Annotated in this window: 14 protein-coding genes; 4 read left to right on the forward strand and 10 right to left on the reverse strand. The window is 39.0% G+C overall.

Translation table 11 applies throughout. The annotated features are described in order from the left end of the window. Positions 1-38 precede the first annotated feature (38 nt). The gene (locus NE668_RS08415) at positions 39-614 is read left to right on the forward strand and encodes a hypothetical protein (protein ID WP_256196587.1); all 576 of its coding nucleotides are present in this window, start codon (positions 39-41) and stop codon (positions 612-614) included. A gap of 62 nt (positions 615-676) precedes the next feature. On the opposite strand, the gene NE668_RS08420 is transcribed toward NE668_RS08415, so the two are convergent. The 5 genes from NE668_RS08420 to recQ form a co-directional block, all read right to left on the reverse strand. Further along, positions 677-2,161, reverse strand: coding sequence for an aldehyde dehydrogenase family protein (locus NE668_RS08420; protein WP_227037422.1), 1,485 nt, complete (start codon positions 2,159-2,161; stop codon positions 677-679). A gap of 258 nt (positions 2,162-2,419) precedes the next feature. Next, positions 2,420-4,735 (reverse strand): Tex family protein, encoded by a 2,316-nt coding sequence (locus NE668_RS08425; protein ID WP_227037420.1) that lies wholly within the window; start codon positions 4,733-4,735, stop codon positions 2,420-2,422. Then, complete coding sequence (locus NE668_RS08430; protein ID WP_008602629.1) at positions 4,732-5,226, reverse strand: dihydrofolate reductase; 495 nt, start codon at positions 5,224-5,226, stop codon at positions 4,732-4,734. Before NE668_RS08430 ends, NE668_RS08425 begins: the two co-directional genes overlap by 4 nt. Before the next feature lie 131 nt (positions 5,227-5,357). Next, positions 5,358-6,149: a thymidylate synthase gene (locus NE668_RS08435; protein WP_004695305.1), complete on the reverse strand. Its 792-nt coding sequence runs from the start codon at positions 6,147-6,149 to the stop codon at positions 5,358-5,360. Positions 6,150-6,320: 171 nt separating this feature from the next. Continuing rightward, the gene (recQ, locus tag NE668_RS08440; RefSeq protein ID WP_227037418.1) at positions 6,321-8,189 is read right to left on the reverse strand and encodes a DNA helicase RecQ; all 1,869 of its coding nucleotides are present in this window, start codon (positions 8,187-8,189) and stop codon (positions 6,321-6,323) included. Between the two features lie 316 nt (positions 8,190-8,505). Here recQ and putP point away from each other — a divergent pair, with 316 nt between their 5' ends. Beyond that, the gene (putP, locus tag NE668_RS08445) at positions 8,506-9,993 is read left to right on the forward strand and encodes a sodium/proline symporter PutP (protein ID WP_227037417.1); all 1,488 of its coding nucleotides are present in this window, start codon (positions 8,506-8,508) and stop codon (positions 9,991-9,993) included. Between the two features lie 47 nt (positions 9,994-10,040). On the opposite strand, the gene NE668_RS08450 is transcribed toward putP, so the two are convergent. From NE668_RS08450 to nifJ, 3 genes are all read right to left on the reverse strand, one after another. Continuing rightward, positions 10,041-11,069, reverse strand: coding sequence for a helix-turn-helix transcriptional regulator (locus NE668_RS08450; RefSeq protein WP_012864707.1), 1,029 nt, complete (start codon positions 11,067-11,069; stop codon positions 10,041-10,043). A gap of 352 nt (positions 11,070-11,421) precedes the next feature. After that, a complete protein-coding gene (locus tag NE668_RS08455) occupies positions 11,422-13,038 on the reverse strand; it encodes a methyltransferase regulatory domain-containing protein (protein WP_227037415.1) in 1,617 nt (538 codons plus the stop codon). Positions 13,039-13,234: 196 nt separating this feature from the next. Next, positions 13,235-16,771 carry a pyruvate:ferredoxin (flavodoxin) oxidoreductase gene (gene nifJ, locus NE668_RS08460; RefSeq protein ID WP_227037413.1) on the reverse strand — a complete coding sequence of 1,179 codons (3,537 nt, stop codon included), beginning with the start codon at positions 16,769-16,771 and terminating at the stop codon, positions 13,235-13,237. 386 nt (positions 16,772-17,157) lie between these two features. Between nifJ and NE668_RS08465 the strand changes: the two genes are divergently transcribed. Beyond that, the gene (locus NE668_RS08465) at positions 17,158-18,081 is read left to right on the forward strand and encodes a LysR family transcriptional regulator (RefSeq protein WP_008602616.1); all 924 of its coding nucleotides are present in this window, start codon (positions 17,158-17,160) and stop codon (positions 18,079-18,081) included. Next, positions 18,081-18,500: a hypothetical protein gene (locus NE668_RS08470; RefSeq protein WP_227037412.1), complete on the forward strand. Its 420-nt coding sequence runs from the start codon at positions 18,081-18,083 to the stop codon at positions 18,498-18,500. Before NE668_RS08465 ends, NE668_RS08470 begins: the two co-directional genes overlap by 1 nt. A 158-nt stretch (positions 18,501-18,658) precedes the next feature. Here the strand turns inward: NE668_RS08470 and NE668_RS08475 are convergent, their stop codons facing one another. Together NE668_RS08475 and NE668_RS08480 are read right to left on the reverse strand one after the other, a co-directional pair. Further along, the gene (locus NE668_RS08475; RefSeq protein WP_227037411.1) at positions 18,659-19,276 is read right to left on the reverse strand and encodes an SAP domain-containing protein; all 618 of its coding nucleotides are present in this window, start codon (positions 19,274-19,276) and stop codon (positions 18,659-18,661) included. A gap of 146 nt (positions 19,277-19,422) precedes the next feature. Then, positions 19,423-20,736 (reverse strand): MFS transporter, encoded by a 1,314-nt coding sequence (locus NE668_RS08480; protein WP_004696907.1) that lies wholly within the window; start codon positions 20,734-20,736, stop codon positions 19,423-19,425. Between the last annotated feature and the right edge of the window lie 215 nt (positions 20,737-20,951).

Raw genomic sequence — 20,951 nt, forward strand, 5'->3', positions numbered from 1 at the left:
TTACTAAACTTCCTAAAGTAGTATAAAAGGAATATACAATGAAACCTTTTACCCTAAAACGATTTATATTATTGCCACTGATTATACTATCCCTCATACTAACAACGGGTTGTCATCTTCTCTCACATTATAGTAAAGATGAAGTACAACAATATATAAATGAGGATTATCCTAATCTAACATATCACTTGGAATCTCATAGGAACAATACATGGCAAGTCACCTTTGACAAATATCCACAAATGCCCATTGAAATATCTGAAGCCTTGAACACCTCTGCACCTGTTGTACCACAAGTTGAGCGAATACTGATAACCAACATCCCGTTAATAACTGCATTCCCATTAATGAAAAACTATATAACAGCAGAGGAGTTATCCTATGCTACATACGATACATCTTCTTTGTATATTGAAATGCCTATTCCCTATTCGGCCATACAAAACCAAGATGTAACAAATTTTTACAATCGAATGGATCAATTCTGCAAAGAATATGCAGCAATATATCCAGACTTTAAAGAAGATATATATATTAGAGTTATTATAAAACCTTCTGATGGTTCTAATGCACCAGAGGCGTATAGAAAAATATTCCGTTTATCTCAATATTAATAAAGAGGCACCTCTTTCGAGGTGCCTCTTTGTTATAGTTCATCGGAGAAGTTTATATGTTATTAATCTAAATCGTAGAAACCAGATGGTTTATCGCTCAAGTTTACGATGATGTTTTTCATTTGAGTGTAGTGCTCAAGGATAACTTTATGAGTTTCACGACCAATACCGGATTGTTTGTAACCGCCAAACGGAGCACCTGCAGGGATGGAATTATATGTATTTACCCACATACGACCTGTTTCGATACCACGAGCTACGCGGATAGCACGGTTGATGTTTTGAGTGAATACGCCACCGCCAAGACCGTATAAGCTGTCATTTGCTTGTTCAATCACTTCTTCTTCGCTGTGGAATTTGATGACAACGGCTACAGGACCGAAGATTTCTTCGCGAGCCACGCGCATATCATTTGTAGCATCTACAATAAGTGTAGGTCTTACAAAGCAACCTTTACCAAGTTCGCCATCAGTAACACGCACACCGCCGGCTACAATACGAGCTCCTTCTTCTTTTGCAAGGTCTACATAACTCAATACTTTATTAACTTGGTCTTCGTAAATCAAGGAGCCAAGTTGAGTAGATGGATCCCAAGGCAACCCGACTTTCACCTTATCAAATAGTGCGGCAAGTTCAGCTACGAATTTATCGTAAATTGTATCTTGTACGAAGATACGGGAACCAGCGCAGCATACTTGACCTTGGTTGAAAAGGATGCCGAGCATTGCTCCATCAAGAGCTTGTTTCCAGTTCGCATCTTCAAAGAAGATATTCGCAGATTTACCACCTAATTCCAATGTGGCAGGGATCAAGCGTTCAGATGCTGCTTTATATACATCAAGACCTACCTCTGTAGAGCCTGTGAAAGCAAGTTTACTGAAACCTGGATGATCGAGGATATATTGACCAGATTTAGAACCTTTACCAGTTACGATGTTTACAACACCTGGCGGCAAGATTTCTTTTAAAATATCGCCAAGTTCTAATAAGCTAAGAGATGTGTGGCTAGAAGGTTTGATAACAACTGTACATCCTGCTGCAAGAGCTGGAGCCAATTTCCATGCGGCCATTAGGAATGGGAAGTTCCAAGGTACAACTTGGCCTACAACGCCAATTGGTTCGCGCACAATAAGGCTCAATGTATTTTCATCAAATACTTGTGCAGAACCTTCTTCGGAACGAAGCACGCCTGCAAAATAACGGAAATGGTCAGCCCCAAGTGGAATATCCACATTCAATGTTTCGCGGATAGGTTTACCATTGTCGTATGTTTCAACTTGCGCCAAATGTTCTTTATGCGCATCGATAGCATCCGCAATTTTTAACAAATAATCGGCACGTTCTACTTGAGATACCTTTTTCCATGTTTTGAAAGCTTCTGTTGCAGTCTCTACCGCTCTATCAACATCATCATTCGTCGCCTCTGCACAGATAGCGAGTTGTTCGCCATTAGCAGGGTTATATACATTAAATTCAGCACCGTCAGATGCCTTTACCCATTCATTATTAATTAAAAGTCCATATCTTTCTTTAAGGTTCAAGCTCATTGCATTACCTCCTCTTTAGGAATATGATTTAGGAATTTCCCCTCTTTGATTTCATCATACTCCTCATATCTAAAATTTTCAATCAGATATATTATTTTCGATATATCTATTCTGCATTAATATGCATAGATTTTAGCTATATAGGAAAACCACACCCTCTAAGACCATAGAGGGTGTGGTTTTTAGTATAATGACTTTTAGTCAAGAATGACTATCATTTAAAATCTATTAATGTAGATTAACTAGACTTCTATTAAATTATGAATTACGACGACTCCCATTATTACGAGAGCCATTATTGTGATTCTCATTTTGACGTCCACCATTATTACGGTTATTATTTCGGTTATCATTATTTCGACGCTGACCGTTATTATTTCTATTACGGTTATTATCGTTATTCTTCGGCTTTTCTGGTTGCAATGCTTTTACAGACAAACCGATGCGATTGCGTTTTACATCAACAGAAATAATTTGTGCTTCGATAATATCACCTACAGCAAGCACATCAGATGGATGCTGACGGCTGTTGCAAAGCTCGCTGCGATGTAATAAACCATTCGTTTTAAGCCCAAAGTCTACGAAAGCTCCGAAATCAACTACGTTATGAACGGTACCTTTTACAATGGTGCCTACTTTAATATCTTCTAGGCTCACTACGTGCTTTCTAGTAAGCGGAGCCGGTAAATCTTCCCGAGGATCACGACCTGGTTTTGCAAGAGCCGCTAAGATATCCCTAACAGTCGGCACGCCCGCATCAAGTTTAGTAGCCATTTTCTCAGCATCTACAAGAGGTAATTTTACTTGCAACGCTTCTAATTGAGCTTTATCTTGTAAGTCTTTTAAGGTAAAGCCTAACTCACCAATGATGCGCTCAGCCAATTCATAGGACTCTGGGTGAACAGATGTATTATCCAGTGGGTTTTTACCATGTTGTAAGCGCAAGAAACCAGCACATTGTGTAAAGGCGGCAGGGCCTAAACGAGGCACTTTTAGCAATTCCTTACGGCTTTTAAATACACCATTCTCTTGACGGTATGCAACAATATTTTTAGCCACCGCACTAGAAATGCCTGCAACATGTTGCAAAATAGCTGGGGATGCAGTATTTAGCTCTACCCCAACATGGTTTACTACAGTTTCAACCACTTGATCTAAGGTATGAGTCAATTGTTTTTGGTTTACATCATGTTGGTATTGACCTACGCCGATAGATTTTGGATCGATTTTAACAGATTCAGCCAATGGATCTTGTACGCGGCGTGCAATAGATACGGCACCGCGAATGGTTACATCTAAATCTGGTAGCTCATCGATAGCTAATTTAGATGCAGAGTATACAGATGCACCTGCTTCATTAGTGATGATATAGTGGCAATCTAATTGTTCCTCTTCAATCATGGTAGATGCAAATTGCTCTGTTTCGTAGGATGCAGTACCATTGCCGATAGATAAAAGAGTAACCTTAAACTTACGGATTTTATCAGCCAATACCTTTTGAGCTTCCTTGCGAAGCTTTTCACTATTTGTTAAATAGTACGCACCGTAATCGAGCACATTGCCTTGTTGATCGATAATCGCCATTTTACAGCCAGTACGGTAACCAGGGTCAAGGCCCATGATAACATGTCCTGCCAATGGTGGTTGTAACAATAGATTTTTGAGATTTACACCAAACACCTTGATAGCTTGCTCATCGGCTTTTTCCGTCAATTCATTGCGAATTTCACGCTCTAAAGCTGGAAAAACAAGACGTTTGTACGCATCAGCTACAGCAGCCGCTTTATACTCTGCAAAGATAGACTTCGGATTTTTCTCTAACTTTTGTAACATATAAGCAATATAGGTGTCACCTGGTACAGTTAGAGCTAGTTTTAAAGCACCTAATTTTTCACCGCGATTTACCGCCAAGATACGATGGGACGGCATTTGACATACGGGCTCAGCATATTCAGCGTATTGCAAGAATTGTTGTTGTTCTTCCTCTTCACCGCTCAATTCAGCTTGAATAAAGCCTTCATTCCACATCTTCTTACGCAAATACGCCCGGAAGTCTGCACTATCACTGACGATTTCCGCTACGATATCAGAAGCGCCTTGTATGGCATCCTCTGACGTAGGAACCTCTTCTGTTATGTATTCTTTTGCAATCTCTAACGGATCTCCAGAAGTAACCGTATCGTTGATAATCATATCAGCCAATGGTTCTAAACCACGTTCGCGGGCAATCATAGCACGCGTACGTTTCTTTGGACGATATGGCAAGTACAGGTCTTCTAACTCTTGTAGCCTTGTAGCAGCTTCCAAAGACTTCATCAACTCGTCTGTCATCTTTTCTTGCTCTGTAATAGAAGCAATGATTTCTTGGCGACGTGTTTCTAAGTTGCGCAAGTATTTAATGCGTTCTTCAATGGTGCGCAATTGCTCATCTTGCAATTCGCCCGTTACCTCTTTACGATACCGCGCAATAAATGGCACCGTATTGCCTTCGTCCAATAATTCTACGGCAGCTTGCACCTGCTTTGGCTTAACATTTAATTCACTCCCAATAAGGGCAAACATTCTTTCACTCATTTAGCTGCCTTTCTGCGATAGGTTACAAAACGATGAGGATATTGATTCTTTTCATCCACAATGCCGTCTACAACGGATTCGATGGTGAAAGCATCCTCTGAGAATTCAGGGAAAAATGCATCCCCATCAAATTCATGGTCTACTTCAGTGATATACATAGTATCTACATAAGGTAGAAAAGCTTCGTATACTTGAGCGCCACCAATAACGTAGGCCGCATCAAGCGCACGTGCTGCTTCAGCAGCCGCCTCAGGGTTATGGAAAATCTTAACACCTTCTGGTGCATCAAAACCTTTATCACGAGTAATTACCCAATGCTCACGATTTGGCAACAAGAACGGTAAGCTTTCAAAGGTCTTACGGCCCATGATAATAACATGTCCTATTGTTTTTTCCTTAAAGAATTTCAAATCATTTGGCAAATGCCAAATCAAAGTATTATCTTTACCGATTACACGATTATGTGCTACGGCTACGATTAATGCTAACATACTGCCCTCTTTCAGTTAATACTATATGGCAACAGTCATAAATTATACTATTTAGCAATGTCTATGAACACAATACTATATAGCAATAGCCATACATATTATGCTATTTAACAATTGTCATAAATACAATGCTATACAGCAACAGTCATGGATAATTTACCTAAATGTTCATATCCATCTAAGGTAATGTCCTCTGGTGTGAAGTCATAGAAGTCTTTTACCTCAGGATTCACGATAATTTTTGGAGCAGGCAATGCTTGATCGCGACGTGCTAATTGCTCACGCAATGCATCTACGTGATTTTCATAGATGTGGGCATTGTTGATAACATGTGTAAATTTACCGGGTTTTAGGCCGGTTACTTGACCGATCATACATTGTAATGCCGCATATTGAGCCGTGTTAAATGGGACGCCAAGCCCCATGTCGCCACTGCGTTGGATGAGCATGCAGTTCAAGTAACCATCCCCTACATCCCATAAGGTTTCATACGCACATGGTTGCAACGCCATATCCTCTAAATCTTCAATATTCCAAAGGGTTACAATCATTCGGCGGCTATCAGGATCTTCTTTAATCGTTTTGATGAGCTTATCTAGTTGTTTGTACTTCGCAATTTGATAGCCGTATGCTTTACCAATAGTACCATCTTCACGCATCCATTCATCCCATACGTGCACATTCATTTCTTGCAATTTGCGCACGTCATTGGACTGCATTTGCCAAATCCACAATAATTCTTTTACAGCTGTTTTGAAAGCTACAAATTTAGTGGTTAAAATTGGAAATTCCTCTTGCAAGTCAAATTGCATGATTTGTTGAGGCAATTTGTACGTTGCAATGCCTGTGCGATTTTGACCATAAATGCCATGATCTAAAATATTTTCAATAATACCGAGGTATTGTGTATCTGCTAAGCTCATTTATCCCCCTAGATCTATTTATAATAAGCAAAAAATACTAACGTATATCTTGATAATCTTACTAAAATATATAGTACTATCTCACTAAAATATATAGTACTATCTCACTAAAATATATAGTACTATCATACTAAAAAATATACAGTACTACCATATATACAGCAAAATTTATTATCCCTTATATTCTGCAATGGCCTGTAAAAAGGTAAGTCCATATTTTTTTAATTTTGCTTCCCCTACGCCTTTAACATTGTCAAACTCACCTAATGTAGTAGGTCGTAAATTTGCCAAATCTATGAGTACTGTATCAGGGAAGATAAGATACGGCCTAAGACCCGCTTTTTCTGCCAAGCGTTTGCGATGTTGCCGTAAATGTTCAAATAAGCCGCCCGATGTAGAGCTGGATTTTCCTCGCACCACTGAGGCAGCAGACTTACTGTTGCGAGAAGGCACAAACACTTGTTGTCTAATTTCCTCTACCTCTTTATGACCTGCTAGCACTTCCTCTGCACCAGCCGTTAAGGATAATACAGGATATTTTCCCGTCGAACTGCGCAAGTAGCCAGATGCTACAAACTGTTGGATAAGTCCTTTAATAGATTTTTCATCTACATTACTCAGTAAGCCAAAGACTGGCAATGCATCATGACCAGCACGCATAATCCGATCCGTTCGCTCTCCGCGGACGATAGAGGTTATCATTGATGCCCCATATCGCTCATCGGTGCCCATGATGGCACGGAAAATAGCCTTTGCTTCTTTCGTAACATTGACCTTATCAGCAGAGCCTTTACAAGAGCTACAATTATCACAGGTTGTCCAAACAGTACTTTCACCAAAGTAATTAAGCATATATTTACGCAAGCAATTACTACAGAAACAGTAATCAATCATGAACTGCAATTTGCGTAATTCCACATTTTGTCGCTCAGGCGTTTCGATAGACTGTTCAATTAAATACTTATGAACCTGCACATCCTGCCCACTATAAAGCAAGATACATTCAGCAGGTGCCCCATCACGGCCAGCTCGTCCTGCCTCCTGATAATAGGACTCCATATTACGCGGCATTTGATAATGTAGTACATAGCGTACATTGCTTTTATCAATACCCATACCAAAGGCATTCGTCGCCACCATAACCTGCAATTTATCGTCTGCGTAGGCATTCTGCATTTCGCGGCGCACCTCATCGTTGAGTCCTCCGTGGTAATGTCCCGCTTTGATGCCCGCACGGGTTAAATTTTCATACACACGATCTACATCCTTGCGCGTTGCACAATAGATAATACCATTTTCATTGGCGTGCTGACGCACATAATGAACAACGTAATCCATCCGCTTTGGTGTGCGGATAACAGAGAAGGATAAATTAGGCCGATCAAAACCCGTCACGTATACATTAGCCTTATCTAGGCCTAATAATTTTTTTATATCGTTTTCTACATATTTCGTCGCCGTCGCTGTGAAAGCCCCCACGATAGGTCTCTTTGGCAATGAATTGAGCCACTCACCGATAAGGCGATAAGACGGTCTAAAATCATGACCCCACTCAGAGATACAATGAGCCTCGTCCACAATGACTTGAGCAATCGGTAACGCTCGCAGTACATTACAAAAAAAATTAGAACTCAACCGCTCTGGTGCAATATATAAGAGTTTAATCTTACCACTACGTACTTCGTACATGGTCTTATTAAACTCAGATTGTGTAAGTGTACTATTGATGAGCGCTGCTGGTATATTCTGCACCAAGAGACCATCCACTTGATCTTTCATAAGAGAAATGAGAGGAGAAAACACAATAGTCAAGCCCGCCTTACAGAGCGCAGGTATCTGGAAACAGATAGACTTCCCAGCCCCTGTCGGCATGATTCCAATTACATCTTCATTCCGCAACAAGGATGCAATAGGAGCCTCTTGAGCTGGTCTAAAGGAGGTATACCCAAAGTAGGTCTCCAACATGCGCAATGCTTGTTGTTTCGTCACAACTTGATGTTGTCTAGATACATCTTGTTTTCCGCCTACCTGTTGTTCCATAGGGTCCTCCTTTCACGTTCCAGAAATATAAGTATTAATTTCGATTACTACTGACAAATATTTCGTACACTCAATACGAAATATCGTTTTTTCATTCTTTTATTTTATCATATTTCATTCGGTATGGGGCTTATTAATATATGATTTCATAAGTAATCAGCTAATGCGTATCTCTAAAATATATAGCCTAAATTAATATAGGAATCTTATTGATATCACCAATTTTTTACCCTCTAAAGTACTAATATGTGGTACAATAAAAATTATTTACTATACTATAGAATATAACTAGAACCTAAGGAGGTCTTATATAGGCATGACACAAGACAACTTAATGATTATTATCGCCTTTGCCTTATATCTAGGACTCATGATGTATATCGGGGTCTACTATTATCGTAAATCGAACAGCATTGGTGATTACATCCTCGGTGGCCGACAATTAGGACCATGGATTACAGCACTTAGTGCGGAAGCATCAGATATGAGTGGTTGGATGCTCATGGGTGTGCCGGGCCTAGCGTATACTACGGGGATTTCTGGTGTGTGGATTGCCGTAGGCCTCACATTAGGCACATGGGCGAACTGGAAATTCGTTTCTAGACGCCTGCGCAACCATACCGAGGTAGCCAGTGACAGTTTGACCTTACCGGATTATTTAAAGAATCGTTTCCACGATCAGTCTCATTCGGTAGCTGTCATTTCCGCCTTATTTATCTTGATTTTCTTCTTGATTTATACATCATCAGGCTTCGTGGCAGGGGGCAAATTGTTCAATACCATCTTCAGTCTTGATTACACCGTATCCCTCTTTATCACAGCTGGTATCGTCGTATTCTATACCTTCCTTGGCGGATTCCTCGCCGTATCTTGGACAGACTGTATTCAAGGTGCATTAATGTTCTTTGCCATCTTGGCCGTACCAATTACAGCAGCCATGTACATGGGGGGCCCTATAGAAACATTCCAGCTCATCCAACATGAGTTCCCACAAGGACTTAGCTTGTTTGGTAATCCGTCTGATTGGTTTACTTGGGCTATCGGCCTAATTTCTTCTCTTGGTTGGGGTCTTGGCTACTTCGGTCAACCACACATCCTAGTGCGCTTCATGGCTATCTCTGATGCAAAAGAACTTAAAAAATCTACGAACATCGCCATGGTATGGGTTATCTTATCCCTTATGGCAGCTATTGCAGTAGGTCTCATCGGTCATGTTTACATGCTGCCAGATAAGTTAGTAGGCACTGATGCGGAAACAATATTTCTCATCATGACTGAACGGCTCTTTACTCCATTTGTAGCAGGCCTTATCTGGTCTGCTGTATTGGCCGCTATTATGAGTACCGCATCTGCTCAATTATTAGTAACAGCCTCTGCTATTTCTAATGACTTCTATGCCAATATTATCCATCCAAAAGCAAGCGATAAAGAGCTTGTATTAGTAAGCCGTATCGTAGTACTTCTAGTGGCATTGGTTGCCATCTATATGGCAATGGACCCTGACAGCTATATCTTGACGATGGTAGCCTATGCTTGGGCAGGCTTCGGCGCAGCCTTCGGTCCAGCTATCTTGTTCTCCTTGTTCTGGAAGCGCATGACACGTCACGGCTGTATCGCTGGTATTGTTGTAGGTGGTTTGACAGTACTCATTTGGAAACAATTTGGATTCTTTGGCCTATACGAAATTGTGCCAGGCTTCATTTTCTCTTCTATCGCAATCTATATTGTGAGCCTCATGGGCAAATTGCCTCCACGTCCTGTTCTAAAAGACTATAGAGAAGCAGAAAAAATGCACGTTCTATAATATAACATAAAAAAGCTAGTTGATTCATCGATCAACTAGCTTTTTATTTATGAGTATTGGTGTAAACCTTCCTCAATTGCGGCTTTTACCTCTGTCACTAAAGAAGCTGGAGTAAGCACTTTTACACTTTGCATATATTGGAGCGCCCAATATTTAAAGGCGTCATGATTAACACGTACGCGGCATACAACATTATCAGCTGTTATATTTGTAAACTCTACATTGCCATCGAACCAATCTAAAATTTGATTTACGATGGAACGTCTAGCTTTAAACGTAACAGTAATAGATTCACCACCGAACATATAAATATGTTCCTTTACGTATTGTGACACGTTAAAGGTGCGTTGTTGTTGGTATCCCTTTATCTCCCGTAAAGGTTTTCTACGTTCATTTAGCACCGTAATATGTGCAATTCGATCAACGCGTAATGTAGACATGTCATCATAATTTTCGTGATTTCCTACCAAGTAATAATGTCCTCGATTCATTACTAGTTGGAATGGATTAAATACATACTTCCGTTCCTTATGATCTGGCCCAAGATTAATATGTAATCGCTTATCCACATCTGGTTGGCAATAGGCCAATGAAATTTTTCTACCCTTTTGTATTGCTTCTTCTATGAGATCAATATTAAGAAATAAATCTTGGCTTCTATGAAGGTACCCCGTATTACTTTCAATATCAATACCATGAGGCTTAAAATAGGAACTACCCAATTTTGCAACACGCCCGATTAAATCTTTACGTTGAGATGCAGTAATATGGCGAGATGCCAATATACCATCAATCAATAATCGCAATTCAGAATCTTCAAAGGTATGAATCATATAGAAATCAGTACGTCGAATTGTGCCATCTGCTCCCACAGCAGACTCTTCACATTGAATACTAAAATCTCCAGATTCATATAAATCATTTAAATGACGGCCTAAGGTTTTCCGATCGACGGATACCTCGTACCGTTCGGCTAATATACTGCGAATCTCCTCTTGAGATAACGTATGATTAGCATCTGTTTCGTCTTTCAGGATTTCTAGTATGTATACTAGAACTGCCTTCTTAGATGCCATAAAAGACTCCTTTTACAATTAATACAACTTTATCAACTAATACAATTTATAGAATCATCCACAACACATCGGATGATATTTACAAAATACCCAAACACATTATACCATACTTTCATGAACGGTTCATTTTTTCCTCATTAAAATTATCGATTTACTATACTTTTTCAGCAATATAAAATAACTAAAAGTAATAAATATAAAATAAAAGTAAATTTAATTATATTAAATAAAACCCGTTAACACTTAATACATATAAATATTATAAGTGTAACGGGTTTTTATTTTAACTATGAAATCAAAATGAATATAATACAACTTCATAGCAATACAATCAAATAACGAGCTCTATCAATTAGGAAATACTACCTGTTTTCTTACTTCTAATAAAGCCCAATTGTTCCATACGCGTTGTTAATTCATTATAAAAAGCTTCAGCCATGGCATTTTGATGCTTTGTAGGTTGAGACTGATCTGCACTAAAGAGAGCATCTTTAATCTTTTTAATTACCGTGGATTTCGCTTTTGGTTTGTTCAACAACTCCATAAATAATAAATCCTCTTCAGAAATATCACCAATAGCATCATTAAACATATCTGCTCCATACATATATTCACTACCACCATTCACAATAGCTTTTACAAAGTTTGTAAAACGGGCAGGTATATAAGATATGCCCTCCATATACTCTTCTTTTACAGGGAATGTTTTATAGAAGCGAATACCACCGCGTACCATATGTTCTACTACAGCTCGATATAAATTACATACAGCAGGTTCTAATTCATCATCAGATGCATGAGCCGCCTCATGAGCCGCTTTCAAAATAGCGAGGGCTTCAATCATATTGAAAGTGCCCCCATCTTTAATTATTGCTTGGAACGTATCTCTTACGAGCTCGTTTTCAAACATTTCCAGTGCTTCCTCGTCAAAGAGAATTTGGAAAACAAAGCTATTTACAATAGTACGTACAGGAATTGTATTCACTTCAGCTGGATTTGCAACAGCAAAATTGATATCTTTTGCAACGCTAGCTTTACAAATAATAGACTTGCGAAATGTTGTATCTAATATAAAATCTAAATATTGTTCTTGATCCGCTTGGCTATTAGGTGCCAATTGCTCAATTTTAGCTGCAATACTTTCATCATAGGTACGAACCATAGATAGTGTAAGGTCTGCATCACATACATAAGCAAGATTATGCGCTTTCAATTGGTCATTAAATTGATAAAAATAGCACGGATCATTATGCGGCTCTAGATGGTCATGACCTACATAATAGTCATCCTTTTGCATTACAGAGCGCAATGCACCAAGGAATTTACTATTTCGTTCTTTAAGATTATCATAGTTAAGAATCTGAGCACCCACAAGACTGCCTACGGTCTTACCGCGCAACACCTTTTCCTTATGGGTCAACTTATCTTGGCCACGATTAGCAAACAGCATGAGCTGACGTACTTCTTCCATGGTATGCCAACCTGGATACGTATTGTAAGACACATAGGCAATACCATTATCCACCAAATGATTAGAAATAATATTGAGCAGCTTATCCTTCATTTCATCATTGATCCAAGAGTAGAATCCATGTGCAATAATATAATCGAAAGTCCCCATAGATTCGTCAAAATTCAAAATATCTCCTTGCACCAAGGATACATTCTCTAATTTTGCATCACAAATAATTTGATTGCCCTTCTCTACTTGGTCTTGTGAAAGTTCAATGCCTACAAAGGTCGCCTCTGGGTTAAATACAGCTTGAGAAATAATATTACCGCCATAAGTAGCACCTAGTTCAAGAACACGAGCTGTCTTCGCAGGTGGAGTATTTAGCCCTATAAGAGCACCATATGCTTCTAAATAGGCCGGCGTTGTAAAAGGAAATGGATAGGATTTATAGCCTAACTCTTTATATATCGTTTGTTGCATGTCTTCCATTGCTATTTGTGAATTATCCTTAGCCATATGTACCTCTATGTTTAACTTTATGAAATATACATTGTTATTTATCATTATACCAAATTACTAGTATATTACCTACGTTTAAAGCAGTTATTACCTAAATAATATGATATTAACACATTTAGCTATATAGTATTACATACAAAAGAGGCACCCTTGAAAGGGTGCCTCATATAGTTCTCAGTCGTTAAATAACGAATTATTTTACGTCTTCAAAACCTTTTTGCAAGCGAACATAGCTTAAGCGACGTTCTTTAGCGTCTTTTTCAGTTTTAGCGAATAATTCTTCTGCAACGTCTGGAGCTGCTTTAGCCAAGGAAGCGTAACGTACTTCACCTTTAAGGAAGTCTTGGAAGCTTTCAGTTGGTTCTTTGGAATCCAAGGAGAATGGATTTTTACCTTCTTCTTTAAGTTGAGGGTTGTATCTGTAAAGATCCCAGTAACCAGCTGCAACTGCTTTACGTTGTTCTTCTTGAGCTTTACCCATACCAGCTTTGATACCATGGTTGATACATGGGCTGTAAGCGATGATCAAGGATGGACCTGGATATGCTTCAGCTTCTGTAACAGCTTTCATCAATTGATTTTTGTCTGCACCCATAGCTACTTGTGCTACGTATACATAACCATAAGACATAGCCATCATGCCAAGGTCTTTCTTCTTAGTACGTTTACCAGAAGCTGCGAATTGAGCAACTGCTGCTACGTTAGTGGATTTAGATGCTTGACCACCAGTGTTGGAGTATACTTCAGTATCGAATACGAAGATGTTTACGTCTTCGCCAGAAGCTAATACATGGTCAACACCGCCGAAGCCGATGTCGTATGCCCAGCCGTCACCACCGAAGATCCAGTGAGAACGTTTGATCAAGAATTGTTTTTTCTCAAGAATTTCTTTCAATTCAGGAGTTGTAGCGCCTTCAGCTTCGATAGCTGCTACTAAACGTTCGGAACGTTGACGAGTAGCTGCACCAAGGTTAGCAAATTCAATCCATTGTTCTAAAGCGTCTTTCAATTCGCCAGTAGCAGTTTCAACTGCTTTAGCAGCCAATTCTACTAATTGTTGGCGGATTTTCTTAACGCCGATGTACATACCATAACCATACTCAGCATTATCTTCGAACAAGGAGTTTGCCCAAGAAGGACCATGACCTTGTTGGTTAGTTGTGTATGGAGATGCAGGCATGGAAGCACCCCAGATGGAGGAACAACCAGTTGCATTGGCAATCATCATACGGTCACCGAACAATTGAGTTAACAATTTAGCATAAGGAGTTTCACCACAACCTGCGCAAGCACCGGAGAATTCGAACAATGGTTGTTCAAATTGGGAACCTTTAACAGTTTCCTTCTTCATAGGATTTTCTTTTACAGGAAGGTTAACACCATAGTTCCAAGCTTCAGCTTGTTCGATTTCAGTATCGATGGATGTCATCACGATAGCTTTGCCTTTAGGAGCTGGACAGATATCAACACAGTTACCGCAACCCAAGCAATCTAATGGGGATACAGCGATACGGAATTTAAGATCTTTAGCACCCAATGCAGGGATTGTATCGAAATGGTCTGGAGCTGCAGCCACTTCTGCTTCAGTTGCCAAAATTGGACGAATTGTAGCATGTGGACATACGAAGGAACATTGGTTACATTGAATACAGTTTTCAGGCAACCATTTTGGAACGAACAATGCAGGACCGCGTTTTTCGAATTTAGCAGTACCAGCAGGTAATGTACCATCTTCATAGCCAGAGAATTTGGATACAGGAAGATCATAACCAGCTTGTGCATTGATTGGTTGTGCAATATTTTGAACGAAGGATGGGCAAGATTCGCAACCAGGTTTAACTGCATGATTGCCATCATCTACTGCGTCTTTCCAGCTAGCAGGAACATCTACTTTTACCAAAGCGCCAACGCCTTGATCGATAGCAGCATTGTTCATGTCAACGATATTTTGACCTTTTTTACCGTAAGAAGTTACTACAGATTCTTTAAGGTATTTAACAGCATCATCTACAGGGATGATTTCAGTCAATTTGAAGAACGCAGCTTGCGTTACCATGTTGATACGACCGCCCAAACCGATTTCGGAAGCGATTTTCGCAGCATTGATGATGTAGAAGTTCAATTCTTTTTCTGCGATTTGACGACGTAATTTAGCAGGTAAATGTTCATCCAATTCTTCAGGAGACCAAGTACAGTTCAATAAGAATGTACCGCCTTTTTTGATGCCGCGAATCAAGTCGTATTCATGTACATAAGATTGACGGTGACATGCTACGAATTGAGGTTCAGTAATCAAGTAAGGCAAGTTGATTGGGTTTTTACCAAAACGAAGGTGAGACATTGTTACGCCACCAGATTTTTTGGAGTCGTAGTCAAAGTATGCTTGAGCATACATATCAGTGTGGTCACCAATGATTTTGATAGCGGATTTATTCGCACCAACTGTACCGTCAGAACCAAAGCCCCAGAATTTACATTCAGTCAAACCAGGAGTTTCAACTTCTACGCCTTCAGCACGATCTAAGGACAAGAATGTAACATCATCATTGATACCCAATGTGAAGAATTTCTTACCATTTTCAGCAGCTAAATTATCGAATACAGCAACGATGTCTGCAGGGATAACGTCTTTGGAGCTCAAACCATAACGACCAGCGATAACTTTTACATTACGGCCACCGTCAACTACAGCTGCTTGTACGTCTAAGAACAATGGTTCAGCCAAAGCACCTGGTTCTTTAGTACGGTCAAGAACTGCAATGCGTTCTACAGTTTTAGGAAGAGCTTTCAACAAACGATCTGTTGCGAATGGGCGGAACAAATGAACGTTGATAAAACCAACTTTGCGACCCAATTTGTTGAGGTAATCCACAGTGGATTCTACAACTTGAGCGGAAGAACCCATAGTTACAACAACGTCAGTAGCATCAGGAGCACCATGGTAGTTGAACAATTGGTAGTTAGTACCTGCCAATTTGTTAACTTCGTTCATGTAGTGTTCTACAACGTCAGGAACGTTCAAGTAGAATTTATTGGATGCTTCACGATGTTGGAAGTAAACGTCAGGGTTTTCTGCAGTACCACGAGTTACAGGAGCATCTGGATTTAAAGCATTTTTACGGAAAGCTTTAACAGCATCCATGTCAACTAATGGTTTTAAATCTTCATAGTCCCAGATTTGAATTTTTTGAATTTCGTGGGATGTACGGAAACCATCAAAGAAGTTGATGAAAGGCACGCGAGTTTTAATAGCTGTCAAATGAGCTACAGCGGACAAGTCCATTACTTCTTGTACAGAGGATTCAGCTAACATAGCACAGCCAGCTGCACGAGCAGCCATTACGTCTTGGTGGTCACCAAAGATAGCCAAAGCATGTGCAGCCAATGCACGAGCAGCTACTTGGAATACACCTGGAAGTAATTCACCTGCTACTTTATATAAGTTAGGAAGCATCAATAACAAACCTTGGGAAGATGTGAAAGTTGTTGTTAATGCACCAGCTTGTAAAGAACCATGGGTTGCAGCAGCAGCACCTGCTTCAGATTGCATTTCTACAACTTGAACAGTGTTGCCGAAGATGTTTTTTCGACCAGATGCAGCCCATTCATCAATGTGTTCTGGCATTGGAGAAGATGGAGTGATTGGATAAATCGCAGCAACTTCTGTAAAACCATAAGAAACGTGAGCAGCCGCTTGGTTGCCGTCCATAGTTTTAAATTTACGACTCATGTGATTATTGCCTCCTTAAGCATTTAGCAAAAATAGAACACTTGCTTAATCTATCATTATGTTTAGGAATAACAACCATTACAAACTTGCGCACATGAAAAAATAATGCAATAATATATATGTTATATATAATATGGCATTATGTGTGAGCATACTTTTTTGTGATGGGCACAACCATAATTCCTAATATCATAACTTGATATAGCCCTATATGCTAATTATAACGTGCTGGGCCCTATCAACGCAACACATACAGTGACTGTCGCTTTGCCAATATTGCTATCCATGCTTTACATAAAGTAATAGCTAATTGCATTACAGTAATAACTATTCTCATTTAGTTAGGTCACGTCCTATAACCAAGTTTTATTTTTAGGGGGTTAATTATGGATTTTCATCATTTGAAATACTTCGTTGAAGTAGCTGATCAAAAAAGCTTTAGTAAGGCTGCAAGGAATTTACACATCTCCCAATCTGCAATCAGCCGTACAATTAAAGCTTTAGAAGACGAACTTGGTGTTGTTCTCTTCATGCGTAATGCTAAATCTGTAGAACTTACTGATGGGGGTACCATCTTCTTAACCCACGCTAAACGCGTTGTGTTTATGTTTGAACATCTAAAAACTGATTTTGAAAACGAGTTTCGTTTGGAGCAAGGTTCCATCAGAATTGGTATTCCACCAATTACTGATGCTCCCATTTTTGCCCAGTTATTAGGTGAATTTAAAAAAGTATATCCACAAATCGAATTGGAACTCTACGAACAAGGTTCTAAAAAGGTTGAGATCAGCGTTCAGGAAGGTTTAATTGATATTGGCATCATCTGTACTAAACCAAACCCTAAAGAATTTGAATCTTTCTACCTTACGAGTGACCCACTGTCCGTTATCATTCCAAAATCTAGCCCTTTGGCAAAAGAAAAAGAAATTCGTCTAGAAATGCTAGCTGATGAATCCTTTGTATTGCATAAAGACGATTTCAACTTACATGATGAAATCATCAAAGCTTGTAAACACACCGGCTTCCAACCGCACATCGTGTTTGAAACGAGCCAACGTGATCTCATGTTACAAACGGTTAGTGCAAACCTTGCTATTGCATTATTACCATCTCGCCTCTGCCCTGAGGTAGGTGAAAATACGGAGGTTGGTTCCAAGGTTGTCGTTAGACCTCTCGTACCTGAAATTATTCATACCCTTTATGTAATTTGGAAAAAGGGACATTACCTCTCCCACGCTTCTCGCTTGTGGTTAGACTTCGTAAACTCCAAATTACCATTACCTGGATTACAACTCGAGGATCGTCAATAATGAACAAACCATCTGGGCTCGCATCAAAATTGCGGGCCCTTTTGAAAGCTAAAGAAGCTCCCATGTGGGGCGTTATCATTGTGCTGGTTATCGTTATCATATTCCAGCAAATACAAATCTCTGAATTACAATGGCGTGTCGATGAAGACCACGATGGATCTACCATTGACAGTGTAGCAGGTCGTCTTTACATTCTTGAAGGGATGGCTAATAAGCATAGCGACCAACTAGATGAAGTCCTAAAAGATATTCGTCAGCTACAAAATGACGGTGCCAAGTACGACTGGGAACTAAAACAATTACAATGGTTACATCCAGAACTCAAAGTACAACCACCAGAGGCAAACCCACGCCCATTCAAATCCACAGATCTAAACCTCGATATGAATCCTGGGAAAGTACCGGATGTAACAAAATAAAATCAATAAAGAAATCAGGAATAAATATAAGCACCTTATATACCTACAAAAGTCATCACAAATGACTCTTCTCATAGGATATAAGGTGCTTTTATCATTATTCTATTATAGATTTAATTGCTAGTTTTCCCATACGTCTCTGCAATGACAAGTTGCTTCTACTTGCGATACGCTTCTAATTTATATTCATATTCACTTAAAAGATCCTTTGAATAGATTTTTTCATTTTTTGAATCTCTAACTTCTTTCCAAATAATAGATGCTACTTTTAATTTATTCGAATAATTGCCACTACATTCGTCTGCACAAAAATCCTTAAAAAATTGATTCCATTGACAAACCGAATTGTCATACTTTGCATAATCTGATTCACCATAATATACTTTCAGCAAATCTCCAATTGTAAAGCTTGTATTTTTTTCACTTTTTACTTTTCTCCAGGCAGTAGCCATATCAGCATTAAATTTAAATCGTGAAACACCTATTAAATCAGAAAAATATTCTCTAAACTTCGTATTAAAAGAAAAATTACATTCAAGTAATGGTGTATCTAAAGTAATATTTTCCACTTGTTTTTTTCTATTTTTTATTGATGATTTTTTAATTAAATTGCCTTTAAAGTACTGCTCAATAATATGATTGAGTTCTTGTTTTATTCCCCTATATTCTAATCCTAATGATTTACATATTTGTGAAAGTTCATCACGATACCAATAATATTTTTTAAATTCATCAAACGATGTAATTTCATCAAACTTAGGTCTACACTCTTTCAATATTCTGTCTCCTCAAGTTTAAATAATACTATTTTGTAAATTGTAACATAAAATTGAATAGTACCCAAAATCACACCATTGAAGCATTCGTTAAATATTTTCCTATTAAGTTGTCTATAATATAGTTATCTATAATATAGCTCTACTTAATCCTCTTTATGCTCCATAGATTTTGGAAGTGTCAAAATTAATAGACCAGCAAGGAACATACAAGCCCCCATTACATAGTAGCCATAAGCAAAACTACCTGTGTGACCATTGATGAATCCAAGCATATAAGGACCTACCCAGCCCCCCATGTTACCTGAAGAGTTAATGAGTCCCATCGCCCCCGCTGCAGCAGCGCCAGATAAGAAGGTTGTTGGCATGGTCCACCATACACCCATACCACCGTAAACACCTACTGCAGTTAAGCATATAAAGAATAAGCTAACTTCTGGAGATGGACTGTGTGGTGTTGCTAAGAAACCAATAGTACCAATGAACAATGTAGTAGCAACGTGCCAACGTTTTTCATTGCGCTTTTCAGAAGAGTAACCACAGTATATTTGTACAAGTAAGGCTGCTGTCATTGGAATAGCAATAGACCACGCTACCACACTTGGTGGCCATCCAGATAAGCTTTTAAGAACTTGAGGCATCCAGAAACTAAAGCCCCAGAAACCAATAACCCACAAGAAATAGATTAACGCTAAACGCAATACTTTTGGGTCTTTTAACGCTTGCCAAGTAGTATATTTCTTTATGGCTTGCTTTTGTTGTTCTTCTTTTTCAAGTTCAGCCTTGATATAGGCTTTTTCTGTATCAGTTACCCAAGATGCATGATCTGGACGTTCTTTCATCCAGAACGCAAAAATGAAAGCAAAGATAACAGCTGGAATAGCTTCAACGATGAAGAGTGTGCGCCACCCATGAAGGCCAAAGAATGTTGTATCAAGTAAGATACCTGCCAATGGACCACCGATGATGTTAGAGAACAATAAAGATGTTAACATCAAGGAGATCGCTTTCGCACGTTCCTTTGGCAAGAACCAATTCGGTATCAGTAACGAATAAATTACAGGATATAAAGAGGCTTCACATAGACCGAGTAAGAATCGATAAATATAAAACTCCAACTCTGTAGTCATCGTCGTCATAAGAATACATACGAGACCCCAACTAAACATGATACGAGCCACCCAATGCATAGCATTACAGCGAGCAGCTATTAAGGATGCTGGCACTTCAAATAAAACATAGCCTATAAAGAAAATACCGGCCCCCATACCGAATACCTCTGGTGTTAACCATGGTAAGTTCTCTTTCATGGTCAAGCCTGCATAGGCAATATTAACGCGATCTAAGAAGGCAATAATAGAAACAATAAATAAAGGTAAGACTACGTGTAGCATACGCCGCTTTGTAAAGTCTTTGAAATCGATGGCCCCACTTTGAGGCTCTGGTGTAGATGAGTTCATATAATTCCTTTCTACTACTTAAGATATTACATACCTTACTATCTTAAGAAAACAAAAGTCCTCTGTCAATGGAATTATATAGAATATAGAAATAACAAATAGGAATAGTAACACCAAAATAATGGCCTTTAAAAATAGAAAAAGGATATTTGCTAGGAATGACTGTATAAAACAAAAAGCACTTTATAGTATAAATATATCTCTATCACAAGATA

The organism is Veillonella parvula (assembly GCF_024461875.1).
Taxonomy (GTDB): domain Bacteria; phylum Bacillota; class Negativicutes; order Veillonellales; family Veillonellaceae; genus Veillonella; species Veillonella parvula_I.